The 19471-nt window shown below is 73.9% G+C and carries 18 protein-coding genes; 13 read left to right on the top strand and 5 right to left on the bottom strand.

The features are described from left to right. The first annotated feature begins 141 nt into the window (after positions 1-141). From ACIQKA_RS12600 to ACIQKA_RS12575, 6 genes are all read left to right on the top strand, one after another. The gene (locus ACIQKA_RS12600) at positions 142-1152 is read left to right on the top strand and encodes an ABC transporter substrate-binding protein (RefSeq protein ID WP_402540866.1); all 1011 of its coding nucleotides are present in this window, start codon (positions 142-144) and stop codon (positions 1150-1152) included. A 116-nt stretch (positions 1153-1268) separates the two neighbouring features. Continuing rightward, positions 1269-2162 (top strand): ABC transporter permease, encoded by an 894-nt coding sequence (locus ACIQKA_RS12595; protein ID WP_402540969.1) that lies wholly within the window; start codon positions 1269-1271, stop codon positions 2160-2162. After that, positions 2159-2950, top strand: coding sequence for an ABC transporter ATP-binding protein (locus tag ACIQKA_RS12590; protein ID WP_402540864.1), 792 nt, complete (start codon positions 2159-2161; stop codon positions 2948-2950). The genes ACIQKA_RS12595 and ACIQKA_RS12590 overlap by 4 nt, the downstream gene beginning before the upstream one ends. After that, complete coding sequence (locus tag ACIQKA_RS12585; protein WP_383431280.1) at positions 2947-3810, top strand: ABC transporter substrate-binding protein; 864 nt, start codon at positions 2947-2949, stop codon at positions 3808-3810. Before ACIQKA_RS12590 ends, ACIQKA_RS12585 begins: the two co-directional genes overlap by 4 nt. Positions 3811-3813: 3 nt before the next feature. Continuing rightward, positions 3814-4902, top strand: coding sequence for an LLM class flavin-dependent oxidoreductase (locus ACIQKA_RS12580; protein ID WP_383151446.1), 1089 nt, complete (start codon positions 3814-3816; stop codon positions 4900-4902). A 92-nt stretch (positions 4903-4994) separates the two neighbouring features. Next, positions 4995-5252, top strand: a complete 258-nt coding sequence (locus ACIQKA_RS12575; RefSeq protein WP_383151444.1) for a WhiB family transcriptional regulator — start codon at positions 4995-4997, stop codon at positions 5250-5252. Positions 5253-5319: 67 nt separating this feature from the next. Here ACIQKA_RS12575 and ACIQKA_RS12570 read toward each other — a convergent pair whose 3' ends face one another. From ACIQKA_RS12570 to ACIQKA_RS12560, 3 genes are all read right to left on the bottom strand, one after another. Then, a complete protein-coding gene (locus ACIQKA_RS12570; protein WP_383151442.1) occupies positions 5320-6294 on the bottom strand; it encodes an acyl-ACP desaturase in 975 nt (324 codons plus the stop codon). Between the two features lie 287 nt (positions 6295-6581). Then, complete coding sequence (locus tag ACIQKA_RS12565) at positions 6582-8225, bottom strand: ABC-F family ATP-binding cassette domain-containing protein (RefSeq protein ID WP_383151440.1); 1644 nt, start codon at positions 8223-8225, stop codon at positions 6582-6584. Between the two features lie 259 nt (positions 8226-8484). Then, the gene (locus ACIQKA_RS12560) at positions 8485-8901 is read right to left on the bottom strand and encodes an SsgA family sporulation/cell division regulator (RefSeq protein ID WP_030215698.1); all 417 of its coding nucleotides are present in this window, start codon (positions 8899-8901) and stop codon (positions 8485-8487) included. Between the two features lie 446 nt (positions 8902-9347). On the opposite strand from ACIQKA_RS12560, the gene ACIQKA_RS12555 reads away from it, so the two are divergent. Further along, on the top strand, positions 9348-10571 hold the full coding sequence (locus ACIQKA_RS12555; RefSeq protein WP_402540863.1) for an oxidoreductase: 1224 nt from the start codon (positions 9348-9350) through the stop codon (positions 10569-10571). Here ACIQKA_RS12555 and ACIQKA_RS12550 read toward each other — a convergent pair. Further along, positions 10568-10867, bottom strand: coding sequence for a YciI family protein (locus ACIQKA_RS12550; RefSeq protein WP_030215684.1), 300 nt, complete (start codon positions 10865-10867; stop codon positions 10568-10570). The two genes, ACIQKA_RS12555 and ACIQKA_RS12550, sit on opposite strands and share 4 nt — an antisense overlap. Positions 10868-10962: 95 nt before the next feature. Here ACIQKA_RS12550 and ACIQKA_RS12545 point away from each other — a divergent pair, with 95 nt between their 5' ends. Together ACIQKA_RS12545 and ACIQKA_RS12540 are read left to right on the top strand one after the other, a co-directional pair. Continuing rightward, positions 10963-11673: an endonuclease V gene (locus ACIQKA_RS12545; RefSeq protein ID WP_383151436.1), complete on the top strand. Its 711-nt coding sequence runs from the start codon at positions 10963-10965 to the stop codon at positions 11671-11673. Positions 11674-11801: 128 nt separating this feature from the next. Beyond that, positions 11802-12173 carry a VOC family protein gene (locus ACIQKA_RS12540; RefSeq protein ID WP_391094126.1) on the top strand — a complete coding sequence of 124 codons (372 nt, stop codon included), beginning with the start codon at positions 11802-11804 and terminating at the stop codon, positions 12171-12173. A 35-nt stretch (positions 12174-12208) separates the two neighbouring features. Here ACIQKA_RS12540 and ACIQKA_RS12535 read toward each other — a convergent pair whose 3' ends face one another. Continuing rightward, positions 12209-13432 (bottom strand): saccharopine dehydrogenase family protein, encoded by a 1224-nt coding sequence (locus ACIQKA_RS12535; protein WP_402540861.1) that lies wholly within the window; start codon positions 13430-13432, stop codon positions 12209-12211. Between the two features lie 237 nt (positions 13433-13669). On the opposite strand from ACIQKA_RS12535, the gene ACIQKA_RS12530 reads away from it, so the two are divergent. From ACIQKA_RS12530 to ACIQKA_RS12515, 4 genes are read left to right on the top strand one after another with little or no spacing between them, the layout of a single operon-like run. Beyond that, on the top strand, positions 13670-14818 hold the full coding sequence (locus tag ACIQKA_RS12530) for a CaiB/BaiF CoA transferase family protein (RefSeq protein WP_390107994.1): 1149 nt from the start codon (positions 13670-13672) through the stop codon (positions 14816-14818). Next, a complete protein-coding gene (locus tag ACIQKA_RS12525; protein WP_365540332.1) occupies positions 14815-15957 on the top strand; it encodes an acyl-CoA dehydrogenase family protein in 1143 nt (380 codons plus the stop codon). The genes ACIQKA_RS12530 and ACIQKA_RS12525 overlap by 4 nt, the downstream gene beginning before the upstream one ends. Before the next feature lie 58 nt (positions 15958-16015). Then, entirely contained in the window at positions 16016-17230 is a 1215-nt protein-coding gene (locus tag ACIQKA_RS12520) for an acetyl-CoA C-acetyltransferase (RefSeq protein WP_383151430.1), read from the top strand. Between the two features lie 40 nt (positions 17231-17270). Beyond that, positions 17271-19445, top strand: a complete 2175-nt coding sequence (locus ACIQKA_RS12515; RefSeq protein ID WP_402540860.1) for a 3-hydroxyacyl-CoA dehydrogenase NAD-binding domain-containing protein — start codon at positions 17271-17273, stop codon at positions 19443-19445. Positions 19446-19471: the final 26 nt, after the last annotated feature.

The raw sequence follows: 19471 nt of genomic DNA, 5'->3' as shown, positions 1-19471 counted from the left end.
CCCTTCGAGCCACCTAGCCCCTTCGAACCACCTCAGCCCCTTCGAACCACGCCCGCCCCTTCGAACCACCCCAGCCCCCCTCGACTCATTCCGCCCGGTCCTGCCCCGCCCCGCCCCACCCCGACCCGAAGGACGACCGCCATGCGCCCACTCACCCCGTTCGCCGCCCTGGCGGCCCTCGCCGCGCTCGCCACCGTCACCGCCTGCGGCGGCAGCCCGGCCGCGAGCGCGGGCGGCGGCCCGGAGGGGGCGAAGGGAACGGTCACCGTCCGCATCCCCGACCCCGGCAACTCCGGCGTCCTCGCCCTCGGCAAGAAGGACGGCAGCCTCGACAGGGCCCTCGCCGCCGTCGGCGCCAAGGTGGCCTGGACCGGCAGCGCCGGCCCCTTCGCCCCCGCCGCCCAGGCGATGAACGCCGACCAGCTCGACATCGCGACCGGCTCGATCACCTCCGGCATCACCTCCCTCTCCCAGAGCCCCGGCTTCGCCTTCTTCACCGCCACCGAGCCCGACCCCGTCGGCGAGGGCATCCTCGTCCGCGAGGGCTCCGGCATCACCTCCGTGAAGGACCTCGTCGGCCGCAAGGTCGCCGTCAACAAGGGCGGCACAGGCGAGTACCTCCTCCTCAAGGCCCTTGCCGGGGCCGGCGTCCCCGCCGACCAGGTGGAGCGCGTCTATCTGCGCCCGGACCAGACCGCCGCCGTCTTCAACGCCGGACAGGTCGACGCCTGGGCCGTCTGGTCCACCTACGCCGTCGCCGAGATCGGCTCGGGCAAGGCCCGCTTCGTCGCCGACGGAACCGCCATCGGCTCCGACAACTACAGCCTGAACGCGGTCCGTTCGAAGTTCGCCGAGGAGCATCCCGAGGTCGTGAGGGCGCTCTACGCCTACCTCCACGAGAACAGCGCCAAGGAGAAGAAGGATCCGGCCGCCTACCTCAACGTCTTCACCGACGCCGGTCCCACCGCCGTCAACGGCAAGGCCAAGGAGGTCCAGATCTCCTTCACGGCCGAGGCGGGCACCGTCGACCCGATCGGGCCGGAGGACGTCAAGCGCTTCGAGACCGTCGCGCGGTTCTACGCCGACCAGAAGGTCACCCCGAACAAGGTCGACATCGCCGCCCACCTCCTCGACGTGGAGAAGCTGTCGTGACGGCCCCGCCCATCACCGAGAAGTCCTCGACCGGGGAGACTCCGGCCGGGAAGCCCCTGACCGGAGAGACTCCGGCCGGGAAGCCCCTGACCGGGAAGCTCCCGACCGAGCAGCCCCTGACCGAGCAGCCCCCGACCGAGAACCCCCCGCCCGCAAAGCTCCCGGAAGACGCCCCCGCCGCCCCCCGGCACACCGCCGGCCTCGTCGCCCCCCGCCCGCCCGTCCGCCGCGCCCGCTCCCGCGCGTCCTCCCTCACCGTCCGCGCCCTCGGCCCCGTCCTCCTCCTCGTCCTGTGGTGGGTCTCCTCCGCCACCGGGCTCCTCACCCCCGACGTGCTCGCCTCGCCCGCGCAGGTCGTCGGCGCGGTGGGCGAGCTGTGGGGCAACGGGCAGCTCCCCGACGCGCTCGCCACCTCCCTCACCCGCTCGGGCCTCGGGCTCGTCATCGGCCTCGCCGCCGGGCTCACCCTCGGCATCACCACCGGCTTCACCCGGCTCGGCGACGAGCTCCTCGACTCCTCCCTCCAGACCCTGCGCACCATCCCCTTCCTCTCCCTCGTCCCCCTCTTCATGGTCTGGTTCGGGATCAACGAGACCGCGAAGATCCTGCTCATCGCGGTCGCCACCACCTTCCCGATGTACGTCTCCACCACCGGCGGCGTCCGCGACACCGACCGCAAGCTCGTCGAGGCCATGCGCAGCTTCGGGCTCGGCCGGCTCGCGATCGTCCGCCAGGTCGTCCTGCCCGGGGCCCTGCCCTCGCTCCTCGCCGGACTGCGGCTCTCCATGACGCTCAGCGTCATCGCGCTCATCGCCGCCGAGGAGATCAACGCCACCGAGGGCATCGGCTACCTGATGTCCCAGGCCCAGAGCTACGCCCGCACCGACGTCCTCGCCGTCTGCATCCTCGTCTACGGCCTGCTCGGCCTCACCGCCGACGTCCTCGTGCGGGGCCTGGAACGGGTCCTCATGCCCTGGCGCACGGCCGGCCCCGGGGGAGGCGCCCGATGACCGCCCCCGCCCCCGCGACCGGAGGGACGGCGGTACGGGTACGGGGCCTGCGCCGGGTCTTCGGCACCCGCGCGGTCCTCGACGGACTCGACCTCACCCTGGCGCGCGGCGAGTTCCTCGCCCTGCTCGGGGCGAGCGGCAGCGGCAAGACGACCCTGCTCCGCATCCTCGGCGCCCTCGACGGCGCCGACGGGGGAGAGGCCCTCGTCCCCGCCGCCCGCACGATCGTCTTCCAGGAGCCCCGGCTCGTCCCCTCCAAGAAGGTCCTCGCCAACGTGACCGTCGGCCTCCCGCGCGGGGCCGCGACCCGGGAGACCGGCCTGCGGGCCCTCGCGGAGGTCGGGCTCGACCGGCACGCCGACGCCTGGCCGGCCACCCTCTCCGGCGGCGAGGCCCAGCGGGTCGCGCTCGCCCGCGCCCTGGTCAGGGAGCCCGAACTGCTGCTCCTGGACGAGCCGTTCGCCGCCCTGGACGCGCTGACCCGGCTCCGCATGCAGGACCTGGTCGGCGAGCTGCGCCGGATCCACCGCCCCGCCGTCCTGCTCGTCACCCACGACGTCGACGAGGCCGTACGCCTCGCGGACCGGGTCGCCGTCCTGCGCGACGGCCGGCTCGTCACCGACGAGCCCGTCGCCGTCGACCACCCCCGCGACCCGGGCGACCCGGCCTTCGTCGCCCTCCGCCGCCGCCTCCTCGCGGACCTCGGCGTCCACGCGCCCGAGGAGGCGCCGCCCGCCCGCCCCGCGACCGTCCCGTCCGAAGAACCCTCCGAAGGAGTCCCCGCATGACCGTCGTCATCGGCGTCCACCGCAGCAACCCCTCCCTCTACCACCTCTCCCGCCTCGGCTACGCGGAGCAGGAGCTCGCCGCCCTCGGCGAGACCGTGGCCTGGCACCCGTACACCGACGGCGTCCGCACCGGCGCCCACCTCGCCGACGGCACCATCGACTTCGGCGGCACCGGCTCCACCCCGCCCGTCACCGCGCAGGCTGCCGGCCACGACATCGTCTACGTCGCCGTCTCCGCGCCCCGCCCCGACCACGGCGCCCTCCTCGTCCCCGAGGACAGCCCGGTCCGTACCGTCGCCGACCTCAAGGGCGGCACCGTCCACCTCGCCGTCGGCTCCTGGCAGACCCACCTCGTCGCCAAGGCCCTGGACGACGCGGGCCTGTCGTACGCCACCGACATCACCCCCGTGCGCGGGGGCTCCGGCAGCGAGCAGGAGCTGCGCTCCGGCGGGATCACCGCCTGGGTCGCCCAGGGCGCCGAACTGGCCGCCGCCCGCCGCGCCGGCGGTCTGCGCGTCCTGGTCCGCACCGGCGACGTCATCAGCGACCGGTCCGTCTTCTTCACCCGGCGCGACCTGGCCGAGGAGCGGCCCGAGGTCGTCGAGGCGCTCGTCCGGGCGCTGCGCCGGGCCGACGAGTGGGCCGCCGCCCACCCGCGCGAGGCCGCCGGGATCGCCGCCGCCGACCAGGGCGGCACGGTCGACGACTGGGAGACCGCGCTGCGGGCCCTGCCCTGGACGATCGAGGAGGTCACCGAGGAGTTCGTCGCCGAGCAGCAGCGGGCGGCGGACATCTTCCACCGCACCGGATTCGTCGACCGCGCGGTCACCGTCGCGGACGCGCTGCCCCGGAAGGCCTGACCCGTGACCTCACCGACGCGGGCCCCCGAAGTCCTCTGGTACGTCATCCCGCGCGAGGGCGCCTACCCGTGGGAGCCGGAGGGCCGCCGGCCCGTCGACCTCGGCTACCTCCGGCACCTCGCCGCGACCGTCGAACGCCTCGGCTACACGGGCGCGCTGCTCGCCACCGACCTCTACGACGTCTGGCCGCTCGGCTCCGCGCTCGCGGCCTCCACCAGCACCCGCTTCAAACCCCTCCTCGCCGTCCACCCCGGCCTGATCCAGCCCACCCTCCTGGCCAAGATGGCGCTCAGCTTCGACAACCTCTTCGGCGGCCGGCTCCGCTTCAACGTCGTCAACGGCTCGACCGAGTCCCTGCGCGAGTACGGGCTGCACGTCGGGCACGACGAGCGGTACGCGCTGAGCGCCGAGTACTGGTCGATCGTGAAGCGGCTCACGGCGGGGGAGGTCTTCGACCACAAGGGGCGCTTCTACGACCTGAAGAACGCGGGCGCCTCCTTCCGTGACCTGCGCCCGGTCCAGGAACCGCACGTCCCGCTCTGGTTCGGCGGCTCCTCGGCCCCCGGCATCGAGATGGCCGCCGAACACGTCGACGTCTACCTCACCTGGGGCGAGCCGCCGCACCTCCTGAAGGAGAAGCTCGACCGCGTACGGGCCCGGGCCGCCGCCCACGGGCGGACCCTCCGCATCGGCCTGCGCCTCCACCTCATCGTCCGCGACACCGAGGACGAGGCCTGGGCCGCCGCCGACCGGCTCCTCGACGTCACCAGCGAGGCGACCTACGCCCGGCAGCTCGGCGAGCGGACGGGGGAGGACGGCGTGGGCTGGCAGCGCCAGTTCCGCCAGCACGGCGGCCGGGTCCCGGCCCGCGCCCGCGAACTGGAGACCCACCCCAACCTCTGGCCCGGCATGAGCCTCTTCCGCCCCGGCCCCGGCACGGCGGTCGTCGGCTCCACGGCCCGGGTCGTCGAACGCCTCAAGGAGTTCCAGGACCTGGGCGTGGACACCTTCATCCTCTCCGGCAACCCCCTCCTGGAGGAGGCCTACCGGGTGGCCGAAACGGTCCTGCCGGCCCTGGGGGTCACGCGCTGAGGTCCGGGACGGACCTTTCGGCGAAGGGCTCGGCGCGCCGCATTGATCGAACGTTGATGGCTTGTTTACGGCACTCCGGCACCGTGTACGGCATGCAGACCGACACGAGCGTACTGACCGCACCGGAGCCCGACATGACCTGGCAGGAGAACGCGCTGTGCGCCCAGGCCGGCCCGGAGTTCTTCTTCCCGGCGCCGGGCTCCTCCACCCGCGAGGCGAAGCAGCTCTGCGGGGCCTGCGAGGGGCGGGTGGCCTGCCTGGAGTACGCCCTCGCGCACGACGAGCGGTTCGGCGTGTGGGGCGGGCTCTCGGAGAAGGAGCGGTTCCGGCTGAAGCGCGGCCGGGGCTGAGCCCGCGCGGCGGGTGCGTCCGCCCGCCGCGCGGTGGTGCGGCCGGTCCGGCCGACCGGACCCGTCGTCAGCCCGCCGCGCGGGCCGCCAGCCGGGCCTTGCGGGCCGCGAGCTTCTCGTCGAACCTGCTCGCCTCGGCGTCCAGGCCGTTCATGTACAGGCCCAGTTCCTCCTGGGCGCGCAGGCCCTCCGGCCCCAGGCCGTCGATCTGGAGGACCTTGAGGAAGCGCAGCACGGGCTGGAGCACGTCGTCGTGGTGGATGCGCATGTTGTAGATCTCGCCGATCGCCATCTGCGCCGCCGCCCGCTCGAAGCCGGGCATGCCGTGTCCGGGCATCCGGAAGCCGACCACGACGTCCCGCACGGCCTGCATGGTCAGGTCCGGGGCGATCTCGAAGGCCGCGCCCAGCAGGTTGCGGTAGAAGACCATGTGCAGGTTCTCGTCGGTGGCGATGCGGGCGAGCATCCGGTCGCAGACCGGGTCGCCGGACTGGTGGCCGGTGTTGCGGTGCGAGATGCGGGTGGCCAGCTCCTGGAAGGCGACGTACGCCACGGAGTGCAGCATCGAGTGCCGGTTGTCGGACTCGAAGCCCTCGCTCATGTGCGCCATCCGGAACTGCTCCAGCTTGTCCGGGTCGACGGCGCGCGAGGCGAGCAGGTAGTCGCGCATCACGATGCCGTGCCGGCCCTCCTCGGCGGTCCAGCGGTGCACCCAGGTGCCCCAGGCTCCGTCGCGGCCGAAGAGGGTGGCGATCTCGTGGTGGTAGCTCGGCAGGTTGTCCTCGGTGAGCAGGTTGACGACGAGCGCGATCCGGCCGATCTCGGTCACCTTCGACTGCCGCGGGTCCCAGGCCTCGCCGTCCTCGAAGAAGCCCGGGAAGTTCCGGCCGTCGGACCACGGCACGTACTCGTGCGGCATCCAGTCCTTGGTGACCTTCAGGTGCCGGTTGAGCTCCTTCTCCACGACCTCTTCCAGGGCGTAGAGCAACCGCGCGTCGGTCCACTCTGCCGAGCTGCCGAGGTGGGGAGAGGTGAGCGTCAAGGGGAACTCCTGGGGACGGAGAAGGACATGCGGGCGTACCTACGAATCCGTAGGTTACGAAACCGTAGGTTAAGGCTCCGTAAGGCGTCCACCAACCCCGCCCCGGGCGTCAACCGATTACTTTGCGTCATTCCTCCTGATCGGACCGGACGCCGGAGACGCAGGTCACGTCCGGCGCGGCGCCCGCCGGACACCCGGGCGACCACCCCGCGCGCGTGTCCGGCGACGGTGGGTGAGCGATTCCGGGCGTCCGGCGGCCGGCGCCCCGCGGCCTCGGGCGCGGACCGTCAGGACCCGTCCGCGACCGCCTCCCGGACCTCCTCGGCGGACGTCGGCCGAAGCTCGCCGTCCAGCAGCAGCCAGCGGGTGATCCCGAGCGACTCCAGGAACGCCACGTCGTGGCTCGCCACGACCAGCGCCCCCTCGTAGGCGTCGAGCGCCGCCGTCAGCTTCCGCACCGACGCCATGTCCAGGTTGTTGGTCGGCTCGTCCAGCATCAGGAGCTGCGGGGCCGGATCCGCGAGGAGCAGCGCCGCGAGCGTCGCCCGGAACCGCTCCCCGCCCGAGAGGGTGCCCACGGCCCGGTCGGCCCGCGCCCCCCGGAACAGGAACCGCGCGAGCCGGGCCCGGATCGCGTTCGCCGTCGCCCCGGGCGCGAAGCGGGCCACGTTCTCCACCACGCTCAGCCCGTCGTCGAGGACGTCGAGCCGCTGCGGCAGAAAGCGCAGCGGCACCCGCGCCTCCACCTCGCCGGCCAGCGGTTCGAGCTCCCCGGCGATCGTCCGGAGCAGCGTCGTCTTCCCGGCCCCGTTCCGCCCCACGAGGGCGATCCGCTCCGGACCGCGCAGCTCGAACGCGCCCTCGACGCGGGCCCCGTACCGCAGCTCCAGGTCCCGCAGGTGCAGCACCTCGCGGCCCGGCGGCACCGAGGTGCGCGGCAGCTCGACCCGGATCTCGTCGTCGTCCCGCACCGCCTCCACCGCCGCGTCGAGCCGCTCCCGCGCCTCCGAGAGGCGCTCGGCGTGGAGGGTGCGCTGCTTGCCGGCCGTGACCTGGGCGCTGCGCTTCTGGCTGTTGGCCACCAGCTTGGAGGCCACCCTGTTCTCGAAGCTCTTCTGCCCGTACCGCTTGCGGCGCGCCAACTTCGTCTGGGTGTCGGACAGTTCGCGTTTCTGCCGCTGCACGTCCGCCTCGGCGACCCGCACCATCCGCTCCGCCGCCTCCTGTTCGGCGGCGAGCGCCTCCTCGTAGTCCGACCAGGAACCGCCGTACCAGGCGACCTCACCGTCCCGCAGGTCGGCGATCTGGTCGACCCGCTCCAGGAGTTCGCGGTCGTGGCTGACCACGACCAGGACGCCGGTCCACCTCTCCACGGCCTCGTAGAGGCGCGCGCGGGCGTGCAGGTCCAGGTTGTTGGTCGGCTCGTCGAGCAGCAGGACGTCGGGCCGGGCGAGCAGCAGCGCGGCGAGGCGCAGCAGCACGGACTCGCCGCCCGAGATCTCGCCGACGGTCCGGTCCAGGCCGATGCCGCCCAGGCCGAGCTGGTCGAGGGTGGCGCGGGCCCGCTCCTCGACGTCCCAGTCGTCGGCGAGGACGGCGAAGTGCTCCTCGGCCGGGTCGCCCGCCTCGATGGCGTGCAGGGCGGCCCGTTTCGCGTCGATGCCGAGGATCTCGTCGACCCGGCGCGAGGTGTCCAGGACCAGGTTCTGCGGCAGGTGGCCGAGTTCGCCCCTGACCCGGACCGTGCCGGAGGAGGGGGTCAGCTCGCCCGCGAGCAGCTTGAGGAGCGTGGACTTGCCGGAGCCGTTGAGCCCGACGAGACCGGTGCGGCCGGGACCGACCGCGAGCCGGAGGTCGTCGAAGACCTCGGTGCCGTCGGGCCAGGAGAAGGAGAGCGAGGAACAGGTGAGGAAAGTGGGGTGATGCGCCATGAAGGCCTCCGGGTGCGCGAGCGCGGGCGTGAAGAGATGCAACGCGTGGAGACACCGGGGCGCGGGCTGTGGGAGGACGGCTCGTACGCCGAGGTCGAGAACGGCACACGCGGCACAGGGGGCACGCGCGGCGCGGTGTCTCGCAACCTCAGACGAGCAACGTCCTTCTCCGATCGGGTGACGACAAGGTCGGTTCCGACGATACGAGCCCGACCGGGAGGGCGGCAAACGATTTAACGGACGGTCCGGCGGCGAGGGGTCACGGGCGCTCGCGGAGCAGCTCCGTCAGGTCCTGGTCCCAGTCCAGGTACTGGTGCTCGCGCCCCTCCGGCACCAGGTGCTGCGAGCGCTCCAGGAAGCGGCGCAGCTCCGAGGTCCTGACGTGGACCATGGCCACCCCCTCCGGGGCGTGGAACTCGACCACGGTCCGGTCGTACCCGTACGGGCGCAGCCGTACGTCCCCGACCCCGGCCGGGCGCTCGACCCCCTGGACGAGCAGCTCGCGCGCGAAGGCCCAGGAGACCTCGACGCCCTCCAGCGTCGCGGGAGGGGGGAAGGCCATGCTGACGGCGTACGGATCCTCGCGGTCGTAGCGCAGGGTGGCGGGGACGGTCTCCATCCGGGGAGCGGATGCGACCAGACGGGCCTGGACGGCCTGCTCGATGACGGCGGACAAGACCGGCTCCTCTCTGCGCGGGTTTCGGATCCTGTGCGTCTCCCCGACAGTGGGGCTCCTGACACCCGGGAAGACGGGAGAGACGGCCGGAACGTGCACTCCGGACCCACGTGAGCTGTGTCACCGGGCCCGGCGCGGGGGGCGTCCGGGCAGGCCGGAGCCCTTCCGGCCCCTCTCGATTCTGTCCGGAAAGCTCTCGGGAAAGATCTCCGGCCGAGTCGGCGCAGGGGCCCGAGAGGTCGCGGTACGGCGGGGATCCGGAGGCCCTTGCCGGTGGCGGTGGCACCGGGGCGCGCCGGAGGGGCGGCGGCGGACGACCTCCGCGACCCGGTCGGGCGCGGCGGCGCCGGACAGGATTCAGGGGTGCCGGGAGGCGTCGGAAACCCGGGGCGGGCCGGGGACGCGCCCTGGACGGCGGGCGGGCGGGGGCACTAGCTTCCGGCGCCATGACGTCCATGGGGAAGACGAGACGAATGATGTCGGCGGGACTGGTCGGGGCGGCGCTCGCGCTGACCCTGGCCGCTCCGGCGCGGGCCGGGGAGACCCCCACGGCCGCGACGCCCGACGCACGGTCCGCACCGACGGCCGGAACACGGCCCGCCCCGGCGGCCGACACCGGGCCCGCGCCGGCGGTCGACGCGGGGCCCGCTCCGGCCGCGGACCGGTCGCCGGCGGCCGGCCGGCGCCACGCGCCCGCGCTCGGCTGGCGCCTCACGCCGACCGGCACCGACGCCCGCTTCCGGGGGCTCGCGGCGGTCGACCGCCGCACCGCCTGGGCCGCGGGCTCCAAGGGCACGGTGCTGCGCACCACCGACGGCGGCCGGAGCTGGCGGAACGTCTCGCCGCCCGGCGCGGAGGGGCTGGAGTTCCGCGACGTGGAGGCCTTCGACGCCCGCCGGGCCGTCGTCCTCGCCATCGGGGAGGGCGAGGCCTCGCGGGTGCTGCGCACCAGCGACGGCGGTGCCACCTGGACCGAGTCCTTCCGCAACACCGACCCGCGCGCCTTCTACGACTGCATGACCTTCTTCGACCACCGCAACGGCCTCGCCATGAGCGACCCGGTCGACGGGAAGTACCGCATCCTCTCCACCCGCGACGGCGGCCGGTCCTGGCGGGTCCTGCCGGACGCGGGGATGCCGGACGCGCTCCCCGGCGAGGCGGGCTTCGCGGCGAGCGGCCAGTGCCTGGTGTCGGCCGGCCCCCGGGACGTGTGGCTCGCGACGGGCGGCGCGGCCGCGGCGCGCGTGCTGCACTCCGCCGACCGGGGCCTGACCTGGACGGTCGCGGCCTCGCCGATCCCGGCCGGGGACCCGGCCCGGGGCGTCTTCGGGCTCGCCTTCCGCGACCGCGCGCACGGCCTCGCGGTCGGCGGCGACTACCGCAAGGACCAGCCGTCCCCGCGGGCCGCCGCCGTCACCTCCGACGCGGGCCGCACCTGGCGCGCCCCGGCCGCGCCGCCGCCCGCCTACCGCTCGGGCGTCGCCTGGCTCCCGTACGGCAGGACGTCCGCGCTCGCCGTCGGCCCCACCGGCACGGACCTGACCACCGACGGCGGCCGGACCTGGCGCACGGTCGACGCCGGCTCGTACGACACGGTCGACTGCACCCCGGACGGCTCCTGCTGGGCCTCGGGCGAACAGGGCCGCGTCGCGCGCCTGGCCCGAGGCTAGGAGGGCAGCCGCTCCCGGTACGCGGCGATCCCGTCGACCGTCTTGGTCGCGTAGAACTCCGTGATCCGGTACGCGCACACGCCCTCGGCGCTGAACGGGTCGGCCGCCGCGATCCTCTCGATCTCCGCGCGGTCGACCCCGGCGGCCAGGATCACCCCGCCGTCCCGCGGGTTCTTCCGGCCGGACGCGAGGAACACGCCGGCGGCGTACTGCGCGTCGAGCCACTCGACGTGCGCGTCGAGCAGCGCGTCCACCCGCTCGACGGGGGCGGTGTAGGTCAATTCCAGTACGAACATGATCGCCAGGCTACCGGCGCCCCGGAACCGGCCGGGCGCCCGTCCCGAGGACCGGGACGGATGCCCGCCCGGCCGGTCGTAGGGTGGCCCGCATCATGACGATCACCGAGATTCCGGCGGGCTGGCCCGCCGACGAGACCGCCGCCCTCGCCGTCCAGCGGGAGCTGAGGGGGCGCCTGGTGCGGGACGAGGAGGGCCCCGCGGTCGGCGAGGGCCGCGTCACGGGGCTCGACGTGGCCTACGACGACGAGCGGGACCTGGTCGCCGCCGCGGCCGTCGTGCTCGACGCGCGGACCCTGGAGGTCGTGGAGGAGGCGACGGCGGTCGGCCGGGTCTCGTTCCCGTACGTCCCCGGGCTCCTCGCCTTCCGGGAGATCCCGACCGTGCTGGCCGCGCTCGACGCCCTGACGGCCGACCCCGGCCTCCTGGTCTGCGACGGCTACGGCCTCGCCCACCCCCGCCGCTTCGGGCTCGCCTGCCACCTCGGCGTGCTCACCGGGCGGCCGTCCGTCGGCGTCGCCAAGAAGCCCTTCGCCTTCGCGTACGAGCCGCCGGGGCCCGCGCGCGGCGACGCCTCCCCGCTGCTCGCCGACGGGGAGGAGGTGGGCCGGGCCGTGCGCACCCGGGCCGGGGTCAAGCCGGTCTTCGTCTCCGCCGGACACCGGACCTCCCTCGCCCGCGCCTGCGCCCACGCCCTCCACCTCACCCCGCGCTACCGCGTCCCGGAGACCACCCGCCGCGCCGACTCCCTCTGCCGCCGCGCCCTCGCGGAGGCGCTCGGGGAGCACCCGGCCCCTTCCGGCTGAGTCCGCGCACGGATACCGGATGCCCGGACCGCCCGGCAGGGCGGGGACCATGACGACTCCCCCGCCGTTCCGCCGCGTTCCGTCCCGCGCGGCCCGGGTCCGCTCCCCGCCGCCACCGGGGGCCGCGCGTGATCGGGCGGCTGCGGTGCGTCGTCCTCGACTGCCCCGACGCGAACGAACCGGCCCTCTCCTACCAGCGGTTGATCGGCGGCGAGGTCGACGGGCCGGACCCCCGGTGGACCGTCGGCGAGGGCTGCGTCGTGCTGCGCGGCGACGGCGGCCCGGTCCTCGCCTCCCAGAGCGTTCCGGGCCACCGGTCGCCCGTGCGGGGCGCGCCCGAGCAGCGGTTCCACTTCGACGTGCGGGTCGACGGCCCGGACGCCGCCGGCGAGGCCGTCCTCACGCCCGGAGCCGTACCGCTGGACGACGGGGGAGGCGACCCGGCCCGGCGCGTCTACGCGGACCCGGCCGGGCACCCCTTCCGGCTCGCGCGCCCCTGATCCGGTGGACCGGGGCCTGATCCACCGGGCCCCGCCTACCCCCGGTGCGCCACCCGGAAGCGGATGCCCGCCTCCCGCAGGCGGGCGGTGAGGGCGTCGCCCATCGCGACCGCCGTCGTCACCTGCCCGGCGGTCTTCGGCAGCGGGTCGAAGGCGAGGCAGAGGGCCGACTCGGCGAGCATCTTGGCCGTCTCGTCGTACCCCGGATCGCCGCCCGACACCTCGGTGAACACCCGCCGGCCGCCGCCCTCGCCCACGAACCGCACGGAGAACCAGCTCCGGGCGCGCCGCTCGGCGGACGGGCCCTCCCCGGCGCTGTAACGCCCCATCAGCCAGCTCCGCACGGGCGGGAGCTGGGCCGCCGCCACGCCCGCGCCGACGGCCGCGGCGCCGCCGAGCGCCATCGGGAGCGTCTTCACGGAGGCGTAGTGCCGGTAGCGGAAGTCCGGCCCGTACCGGTCCAGGGCCGCCGCCGAGCGGGCCACGATCTGCGGGTCGAGCGTCGGCAGCGGCAGCGCCCACGTGCCCGTCTCCCGGCTGAAGCGGGGGCCGCCGAGCGGCGCGCGCGACCGGCGGCCCACGAGCCGGGGCTCGTGCAGGCGCCGTTCGCGCGCGGCCCGCAGGACCTCCCGGCCCCGGCCGAGCGCGGTGAGCGCGGAGGCGAAGGTGCCGCCCGAGAACGCCGCCCCGGCCCGTACGAAACCGTCCACCCGCAGCGGCACGCCGTCCGGCAACTGCCCCACGGTGAAGTGCGCGCCCAGGTCGTGCGGGATCGAGTCGAAGCCGCAGGCGTGCACGATCCGGGCGCCGGTCTCCCGGGCGCGCGCGTCGTGCCGCACGTACACGAGGTCCACGAACTCGGCCTCGCCCGTCAGGTCCAGGTAGTCCGTGCCGGCCTCCGCGCAGGCGGCGACGAGCTCCTCGCCGTACCAGACGTAGGGTCCGACCGTGGTCGCCACGACCCTCGCGGATCCGGCCAGTTCGCGCAGCGAGGCCGGGTCGGCGGAGTCCGCCACGACCAGCGGCAGGTCCGTCAGGTGCGGCCGGTCCGAGGCCAGCCGGTCCCGCAGCGCCTCCAGCCTGCCGAGGCTGCGGCCCGCGAGCGCCCACCGGCACCCGGCGGGGGCGTGTTCGGCCAGATACTCCGCGGTGAGTCCGCCCACGAACCCGGTGGCCCCGAAGAGGACCACGTCGTACGGCCTGTCCCCGCGCTCCGGGCCCGCCCCGGCCCCGCCCGCCACGCCCGCCCCTGTGTCCATGCAGCCCCTCGCTTCGGCCGGTCCGCGCCGCCGTGCGCGGTCGTCGTCGGCGGAGGATAGCGGAAGCCCCGCACCGGCCCCTCCGCCCGCCCGTCCGGAAGCCGCCTCCCGGCGCCCGCTTCCGGCCCTCTCCGAATTTTCCAAGCGCTTGCTCGGCCGGGGGGCTTGTGCCGAGTGGAACACGTTCCTAGCATCTCTGGTGTTACATCATTGGTGTCACACACTCCCGGGGGTTCGATGAGCACGACGCACACCACCCGCAACGGTCCCCTCGCCGGGGTGCGCGTGGTGGAACTGGCAGGCATCGGCCCCGGTCCCTTCGCCGCCATGCTGCTCGCCGACCTCGGCGCGGACGTCGTCCGGGTCGACCGGCCCGGCGGCCCCGGCCTCGGCATCGACCCCGCCCGCGACCTCACCAACCGCAACAAGCGCTCGGTCCTCGTCGACCTCAAGGCCGCGGACGGCCCCGCGACCGTCCTCGACCTGGCCGGGCGCGCGGACGTGCTGATCGAGGGCTACCGGCCCGGCGTGGCCGAGCGCCTCGGCGTCGGCCCGGACGCCTGCCTCGCCCGCAACCCGCGCCTGGTCTACGGCCGGATGACCGGCTGGGGCCAGGACGGACCGCTCGCCCCGACCGCCGGGCACGACATCGGCTACATCGCGATCACCGGCGCCCTCGGCATGATCGGCCCGGACCCGGACGGCCCGCCGTCGATCCCGGCCAACCTGCTCGGCGACTACGCCGGCGGCTCGCTCTACCTGGTCATCGGCGTCCTCGCCGCCCTCCAGCACGCCCGCGCCCACGGCGAGGGCCAGGTCGTGGACGCCGCGATCGTCGACGGCACCGCCCACCTCACCACCATGATCCGGGGCATGCTGGCCGCCGGGAGCTGGCAGGACCGGCGCGGCACCAACCTCCTCGACGGCGGCTGCCCCTTCTACGGCGTCTACGCGACCTCCGACGGCGGCCACATGGCGGTCGGCGCCCTGGAGGAGCAGTTCTACGCCGAGTTCGTCCGCCTCCTCGGGATCGGCGACGAGCCCGCCGCCGGCCGCTACGACCTCGCCCGCTGGCCCGACCTGCGCGAGGCCGTCGCCGAGGCGTTCCTGAGCCGCACCCGGCAGGAGTGGACCGAGGTCTTCGACGGCTCCGACGCCTGCGTCGCCCCCGTCCTCTCCCTGGACGAGGCCCCGTCCCACCCGCACCTGGCCGCCCGCGGCACCTTCACCGAGCACGGCGGGCAGGTCCAGCCGGCCCCCGCACCCCGCTTCTCCGCCACCCCCGGCACCCTGCGCACGGGCCCCGCCCTGCCCGGTGCCGACACCGCCGAGGTCGCCCGCGACTGGGCCGTACCCTCCCTGCACCCCCAGGAGACTTCCGCATGAAGCGCCGCATCTACACCGAGGACCACGAAGCCTTCCGGGCGGTCGTGCGCACCTTCCTGGAGAAGGAGGTGCTGCCCCACTACGAGCAGTGGGAGAAGGACGGCATCGTCTCCCGCGAGGCCTGGCTCGCCGCCGGACGGCAGGGCCTGCTCGGCATCGCCGTCGACGAGGAGTACGGGGGCGGCGGCAACCCCGACTTCCGCTACGGCGCCGTCCTGGCCGAGGAGTTCACCCGGGCCGGCACCCCCGGCCTCGCCCTCGGCCTGCACAACGACATCATCGGCCCGTACCTCACCTCCCTCGCCACCGACGAGCAGAAGCGGCGCTGGCTGCCCGGCTTCTGCTCCGGCGAGACCATCACCGCCATCGCCATGACCGAGCCGGGCGCGGGCTCCGACCTCCAGGGCATCCGCACCACCGCCGAGGACCGCGGCGACCACTGGATCCTCAACGGCTCCAAGACCTTCATCTCCAACGGCATCCTGGCCGACCTGGTCGTCGTCGTCGCCCGCACCACCCCCGACGGCGGCGCCCACGGCCTCTCCCTGCTCGTCGTGGAGCGCGGCGCGGAGGGCTTCGAGCGCGGCCGCAACCTCGACAAGATCGGCCAGAAGTCCCAGGACACCGCCGAGCTGTTCTTCCACGACGTCCGCGTCCCCAAGGAGAACCTGCTCGGCGAGCTCAACGGCGCCTTCATCCACCTGATGACCAACCTCGCCCAGGAGCGGATGGCCATCGCCGTCGCCGGCATCGCCGCCGCCGAGCACCTCCTGGAGATCACCACCACCTACGTCAAGGAGCGCGAGGCCTTCGGCCGCCCGCTCTCCCGGCTCCAGCACATCCGCTTCGAGATCGCGGAGATGGCCACCGAGTGCGCCGTCACCCGGGCCTTCCTGGACCGCTGCATCGAGGAGCACGCGAACGGCGCGCTCGACGCCGTGGACGCCTCGATGGCCAAGTGGTGGGCGACCGAGCTCCAGAAGAAGGTCGCCGACCGCTGTCTGCAACTGCACGGCGGATACGGCTACATGACTGAATTCCCGGTCGCCAGGGCCTACACCGACGGCCGCATCCAGACCATCTACGGCGGCACCACCGAGATCATGAAGGAGATCATCGGCCGTTCCCTCCTCGGCTGACCTCCACCCCGCGACACCCCCGCGCAACCCCTCCCACCCTCCTCGCGAAAGGCTTCCCGTGAGCACCGAAGCGTACGTGTACGACGCGATCCGCACCCCGCGCGGTCGCGGCAAGGCCACCGGCTCCCTGCACGGCACCAAGCCGATCGACCTGGTCGTCGGCCTGATCAAGGAGATCCAGAGCCGCAACCCCGGTCTCGACCCGGCCGCGATCGACGACATCGTCCTCGGCGTCGTCGGCCCGGTCGGCGACCAGGGCTCCGACATCGCCCGCGTCTCCGCCATCGCCGCCGGCCTCCCCGACACCGTCGCCGGCGTCCAGGAGAACCGCTTCTGCGCCTCCGGCCTCGAAGCGGTCAACATGGCCGCCATGAAGGTCCGCTCCGGCTGGGAGGACCTCGTCCTGGCCGGCGGCGTGGAGTCCATGTCCCGCGTGCCGATGGGCTCCGACGGCGGCGCCTGGTTCGCCGACCCGATGACCAACCTGGAGACCAACTTCGTCCCCCAGGGCATCGGCGCCGACCTCATCGCCACCATCGAGGGCTTCTCCCGCCGCGACGTCGACGAGTACGCGGCCCTCTCCCAGGAGCGCGCCGCCGAGGCCTGGAAGGACGGCCGCTTCGCCCGCTCCGTCGTCCCCGTCAAGGACCGCGCGGGCCTCACGGTCCTCGACCACGACGAGTTCCTGCGCCCCGGCACCACCGCCGACTCCCTGGCGAAGCTGAAGCCGTCCTTCGCGGACATCGGCGAGCTGGGCGGCTTCGACGCGGTCGCGCTCCAGAAGTACCACTGGATCGAGGAGATCGACCACGTCCACCACGCGGGCAACTCCTCCGGCATCGTCGACGGCGCCGCCCTCGTCGCCGTCGGCTCGAAGGAGGTCGGCGAGCGGTACGGCCTGACGCCCCGCGCCCGGATCGTCTCGGTGGCCGTCTCCGGCTCCGAGCCGACCATCATGCTCACCGGCCCGGCCCCGGCCGCCCGCAAGGCCCTGGCCAAGGCCGGTCTGACCATGGACGACATCGACCTGGTCGAGATCAACGAGGCCTTCGCCGCCGTCGTCCTGCGCTTCGTCAAGGACATGGGCATCTCGCTGGACAAGGTCAACGTCAACGGCGGCGCCATCGCGCTCGGCCACCCGCTCGGCGCCACCGGCGCGATGATCCTGGGCACCCTCGTGGACGAGCTGGAGCGCCGGGGCGAGCGCTACGGCATGGCCACCCTGTGCGTCGGCGGCGGCATGGGCATCGCCACCGTCGTCGAGCGCGTCTGACCGTCCCGTCCGAACCCCTTCTTACGGAGAAGCATCAGTCATGAGCGAGAGCACCACCATCCGCTGGGAGCAGGACGAGACCGGGATCGTCACCCTCGTCCTGGACGACCCGAACCAGTCCGCCAACACCATGAACCAGGCCTTCCGGGCCTCGATCGCCGCCGTCGCCGACCGCGTGGAGGCCGAGAAGGACTCCATCCGGGGCATCGTCTACACCTCCGCGAAGAAGACCTTCTTCGCCGGCGGCGACCTCAAGGACATGATCCAGGCGGGCCCCGAGCACGCCCGGGACATCTTCGAGGGCGCCCTGGAGATGAAGAAGGCGCTGCGCCGCATCGAGACGATCGGCAAGCCGGTCGTGGCCGCGATCAACGGCGCCGCGCTCGGCGGCGGCTACGAGATCGCCCTCGCCTCCCACCACCGGATCGCCCTCGACGCCTCCGGCTCCAAGATCGGCCTGCCCGAGGTCACCCTCGGCCTGCTGCCGGGCGGCGGCGGCGTCACCCGCACCGTGCGCCTGATGGGCATCACCGACGCCCTCCTCAAGGTGCTGCTCCAGGGCACCCAGTACAACCCCAAGCGGGCCCTGGACAACGGCCTGGTGCACGAGCTGGCCGCCACCCCCGAGGAGATGCTCGCGAAGGCCGTCGCCTTCATCGACACCCACCCCGAGTCGCACCAGCCCTGGGACCTGCCCGGCCACAAGATCCCCGGCGGCACCCCCTCGCACCCGAAGTTCGCCGCCAACCTGCCGGCCTTCCCGGCCAACCTGCGCAAGCAGCTCAACGGCGCCCCCTACCCGGCGCCCGCCGCCATCATGGCCGCCGCCGTCGAGGGCTCCCAGGTCGACTTCGAGACCGCCTCCGTCATCGAGTCCCGCTACTTCACCGAGCTGGTCACCGGCCAGACGGCGAAGAACATGATCCAGGCGTTCTTCTTCGACCTCCAGGCCGTCAACTCCGGCGCCAGCCGCCCCAAGGGCGTCGAGCCCCGCCAGGTCCGCAAGGTCGCCGTCCTCGGCGCCGGCATGATGGGCGCCGGCATCGCCTACTCCTGCGCCCGCGCCGGCATCGAGGTCGTCCTCAAGGACGTCTCCGCCGAGTCCGCCGCCAAGGGCAAGGCGTACTCCGAGAAGCTGTGCGCCAAGGCCGTCTCGCGCGGCCGCACCACCCAGGAGAAGGCCGACGCCCTCCTCGCCCGCATCACCCCCACCGCCGAGGCCGCCGACCTCGCGGGCTGCGACGCGGTCATCGAGGCCGTCTTCGAGGACACCGCCCTCAAGCACAAGGTGTTCCAGGAGATCCAGTCCGTCGTGGAGCCCGACGCGCTGCTCTGCTCCAACACCTCCACCCTGCCGATCACCGTCCTCGCCGAGGGCGTGGAGCGCCAGGACGACTTCATCGGCCTGCACTTCTTCTCGCCCGTCGACAAGATGCCGCTCGTCGAGATCATCAAGGGCGGCCGGACCGGCGACGAGGCCCTGGCCCGCGCCTTCGACCTGGTCCGCCAGATCAACAAGACCCCGATCGTCGTCAACGACTCGCGCGGCTTCTTCACCTCGCGGGTGATCGGCCAGTTCCTCAACGAGGGCGTCGCCATGGTCGGCGAGGGCATCGAGCCCGCCTCGATCGAGCAGGCGGCGGCGCAGGCCGGCTACCCGGCCAAGATCCTCTCCCTGATGGACGAGCTGACCCTGACCCTGCCCCGCAAGATCCGCAACGAGACCAAGCGGGCGATCGAGGAGGCCGGCGGCGTCTGGGACACCCACCCGGGCGAGGCCGTGATCGACCGCATGGTCGACGAGTTCGGGCGCCCCGGCCGCAGCGGCGGCGCCGGCTTCTACGAGTACGACGAGAACGGCAAGCGGGGCAAGCTCTGGACCGGCCTGCGCGAGCACTTCACCGAGCCCGGGTACGAGATCCCCTTCCGCGACATGCAGGAGCGGATGCTGTTCTCCGAGGCCATCGACACCGTCCGCCTCCTGGAGGAGGGCGTCCTGACCTCGGTCGCCGACGCCAACATCGGCTCCATCCTGGGCATCGGCTTCCCGGCCTGGAGCGGCGGCATCCTCCAGTACGTGAACGGCTACGAGGGCGGCGTCGCCGGCTTCGTGGCCCGCGCCCGCGAGCTGGCGGAGACGTACGGCGAGCGCTTCACCCCGCCCGCCCTCCTGGTGGAGAAGGCCGAGCGGGGCGAGGTCTTCACCGACGCCTGACCGATGGTGCCGGAGCCCGCAGGCGG

This window comes from Streptomyces sp. NPDC092045 (assembly GCF_044756005.1).
In the GTDB taxonomy this organism is placed as follows: domain Bacteria; phylum Actinomycetota; class Actinomycetes; order Streptomycetales; family Streptomycetaceae; genus Streptomyces.
The sequence above is the reverse complement of the archived record's forward strand: the minus strand, read 5'-3'. Positions and strand labels throughout refer to the sequence as shown.

Excerpts from the sequence above, each read along its gene's own strand:
- ACIQKA_RS12530 (WP_390107994.1), top strand. The coding sequence starts at position 13,670 with ATGAGCACGACGCACACCACCCGCAACGGTCCCCTCGCCGGGGTGCGC.
- ACIQKA_RS12535 (WP_402540861.1), bottom strand. The coding sequence starts at position 13,432 with ATGGACACAGGGGCGGGCGTGGCGGGCGGGGCCGGGGCGGGCCCGGAG.
- ACIQKA_RS12590 (WP_402540864.1), top strand. The coding sequence starts at position 2,159 with ATGACCGCCCCCGCCCCCGCGACCGGAGGGACGGCGGTACGGGTACGG.
- ACIQKA_RS12575 (WP_383151444.1), top strand. The coding sequence starts at position 4,995 with ATGCAGACCGACACGAGCGTACTGACCGCACCGGAGCCCGACATGACC.
- ACIQKA_RS12550 (WP_030215684.1), bottom strand. The coding sequence starts at position 10,867 with ATGTTCGTACTGGAATTGACCTACACCGCCCCCGTCGAGCGGGTGGAC.
- ACIQKA_RS12600 (WP_402540866.1), top strand. The coding sequence starts at position 142 with ATGCGCCCACTCACCCCGTTCGCCGCCCTGGCGGCCCTCGCCGCGCTC.
- ACIQKA_RS12565 (WP_383151440.1), bottom strand. The coding sequence starts at position 8,225 with ATGGCGCATCACCCCACTTTCCTCACCTGTTCCTCGCTCTCCTTCTCC.
- ACIQKA_RS12515 (WP_402540860.1), top strand. The coding sequence starts at position 17,271 with ATGAGCGAGAGCACCACCATCCGCTGGGAGCAGGACGAGACCGGGATC.
- ACIQKA_RS12525 (WP_365540332.1), top strand. The coding sequence starts at position 14,815 with ATGAAGCGCCGCATCTACACCGAGGACCACGAAGCCTTCCGGGCGGTC.
- ACIQKA_RS12545 (WP_383151436.1), top strand. The coding sequence starts at position 10,963 with ATGACGATCACCGAGATTCCGGCGGGCTGGCCCGCCGACGAGACCGCC.
- ACIQKA_RS12555 (WP_402540863.1), top strand. The coding sequence starts at position 9,348 with ATGACGTCCATGGGGAAGACGAGACGAATGATGTCGGCGGGACTGGTC.
- ACIQKA_RS12585 (WP_383431280.1), top strand. The coding sequence starts at position 2,947 with ATGACCGTCGTCATCGGCGTCCACCGCAGCAACCCCTCCCTCTACCAC.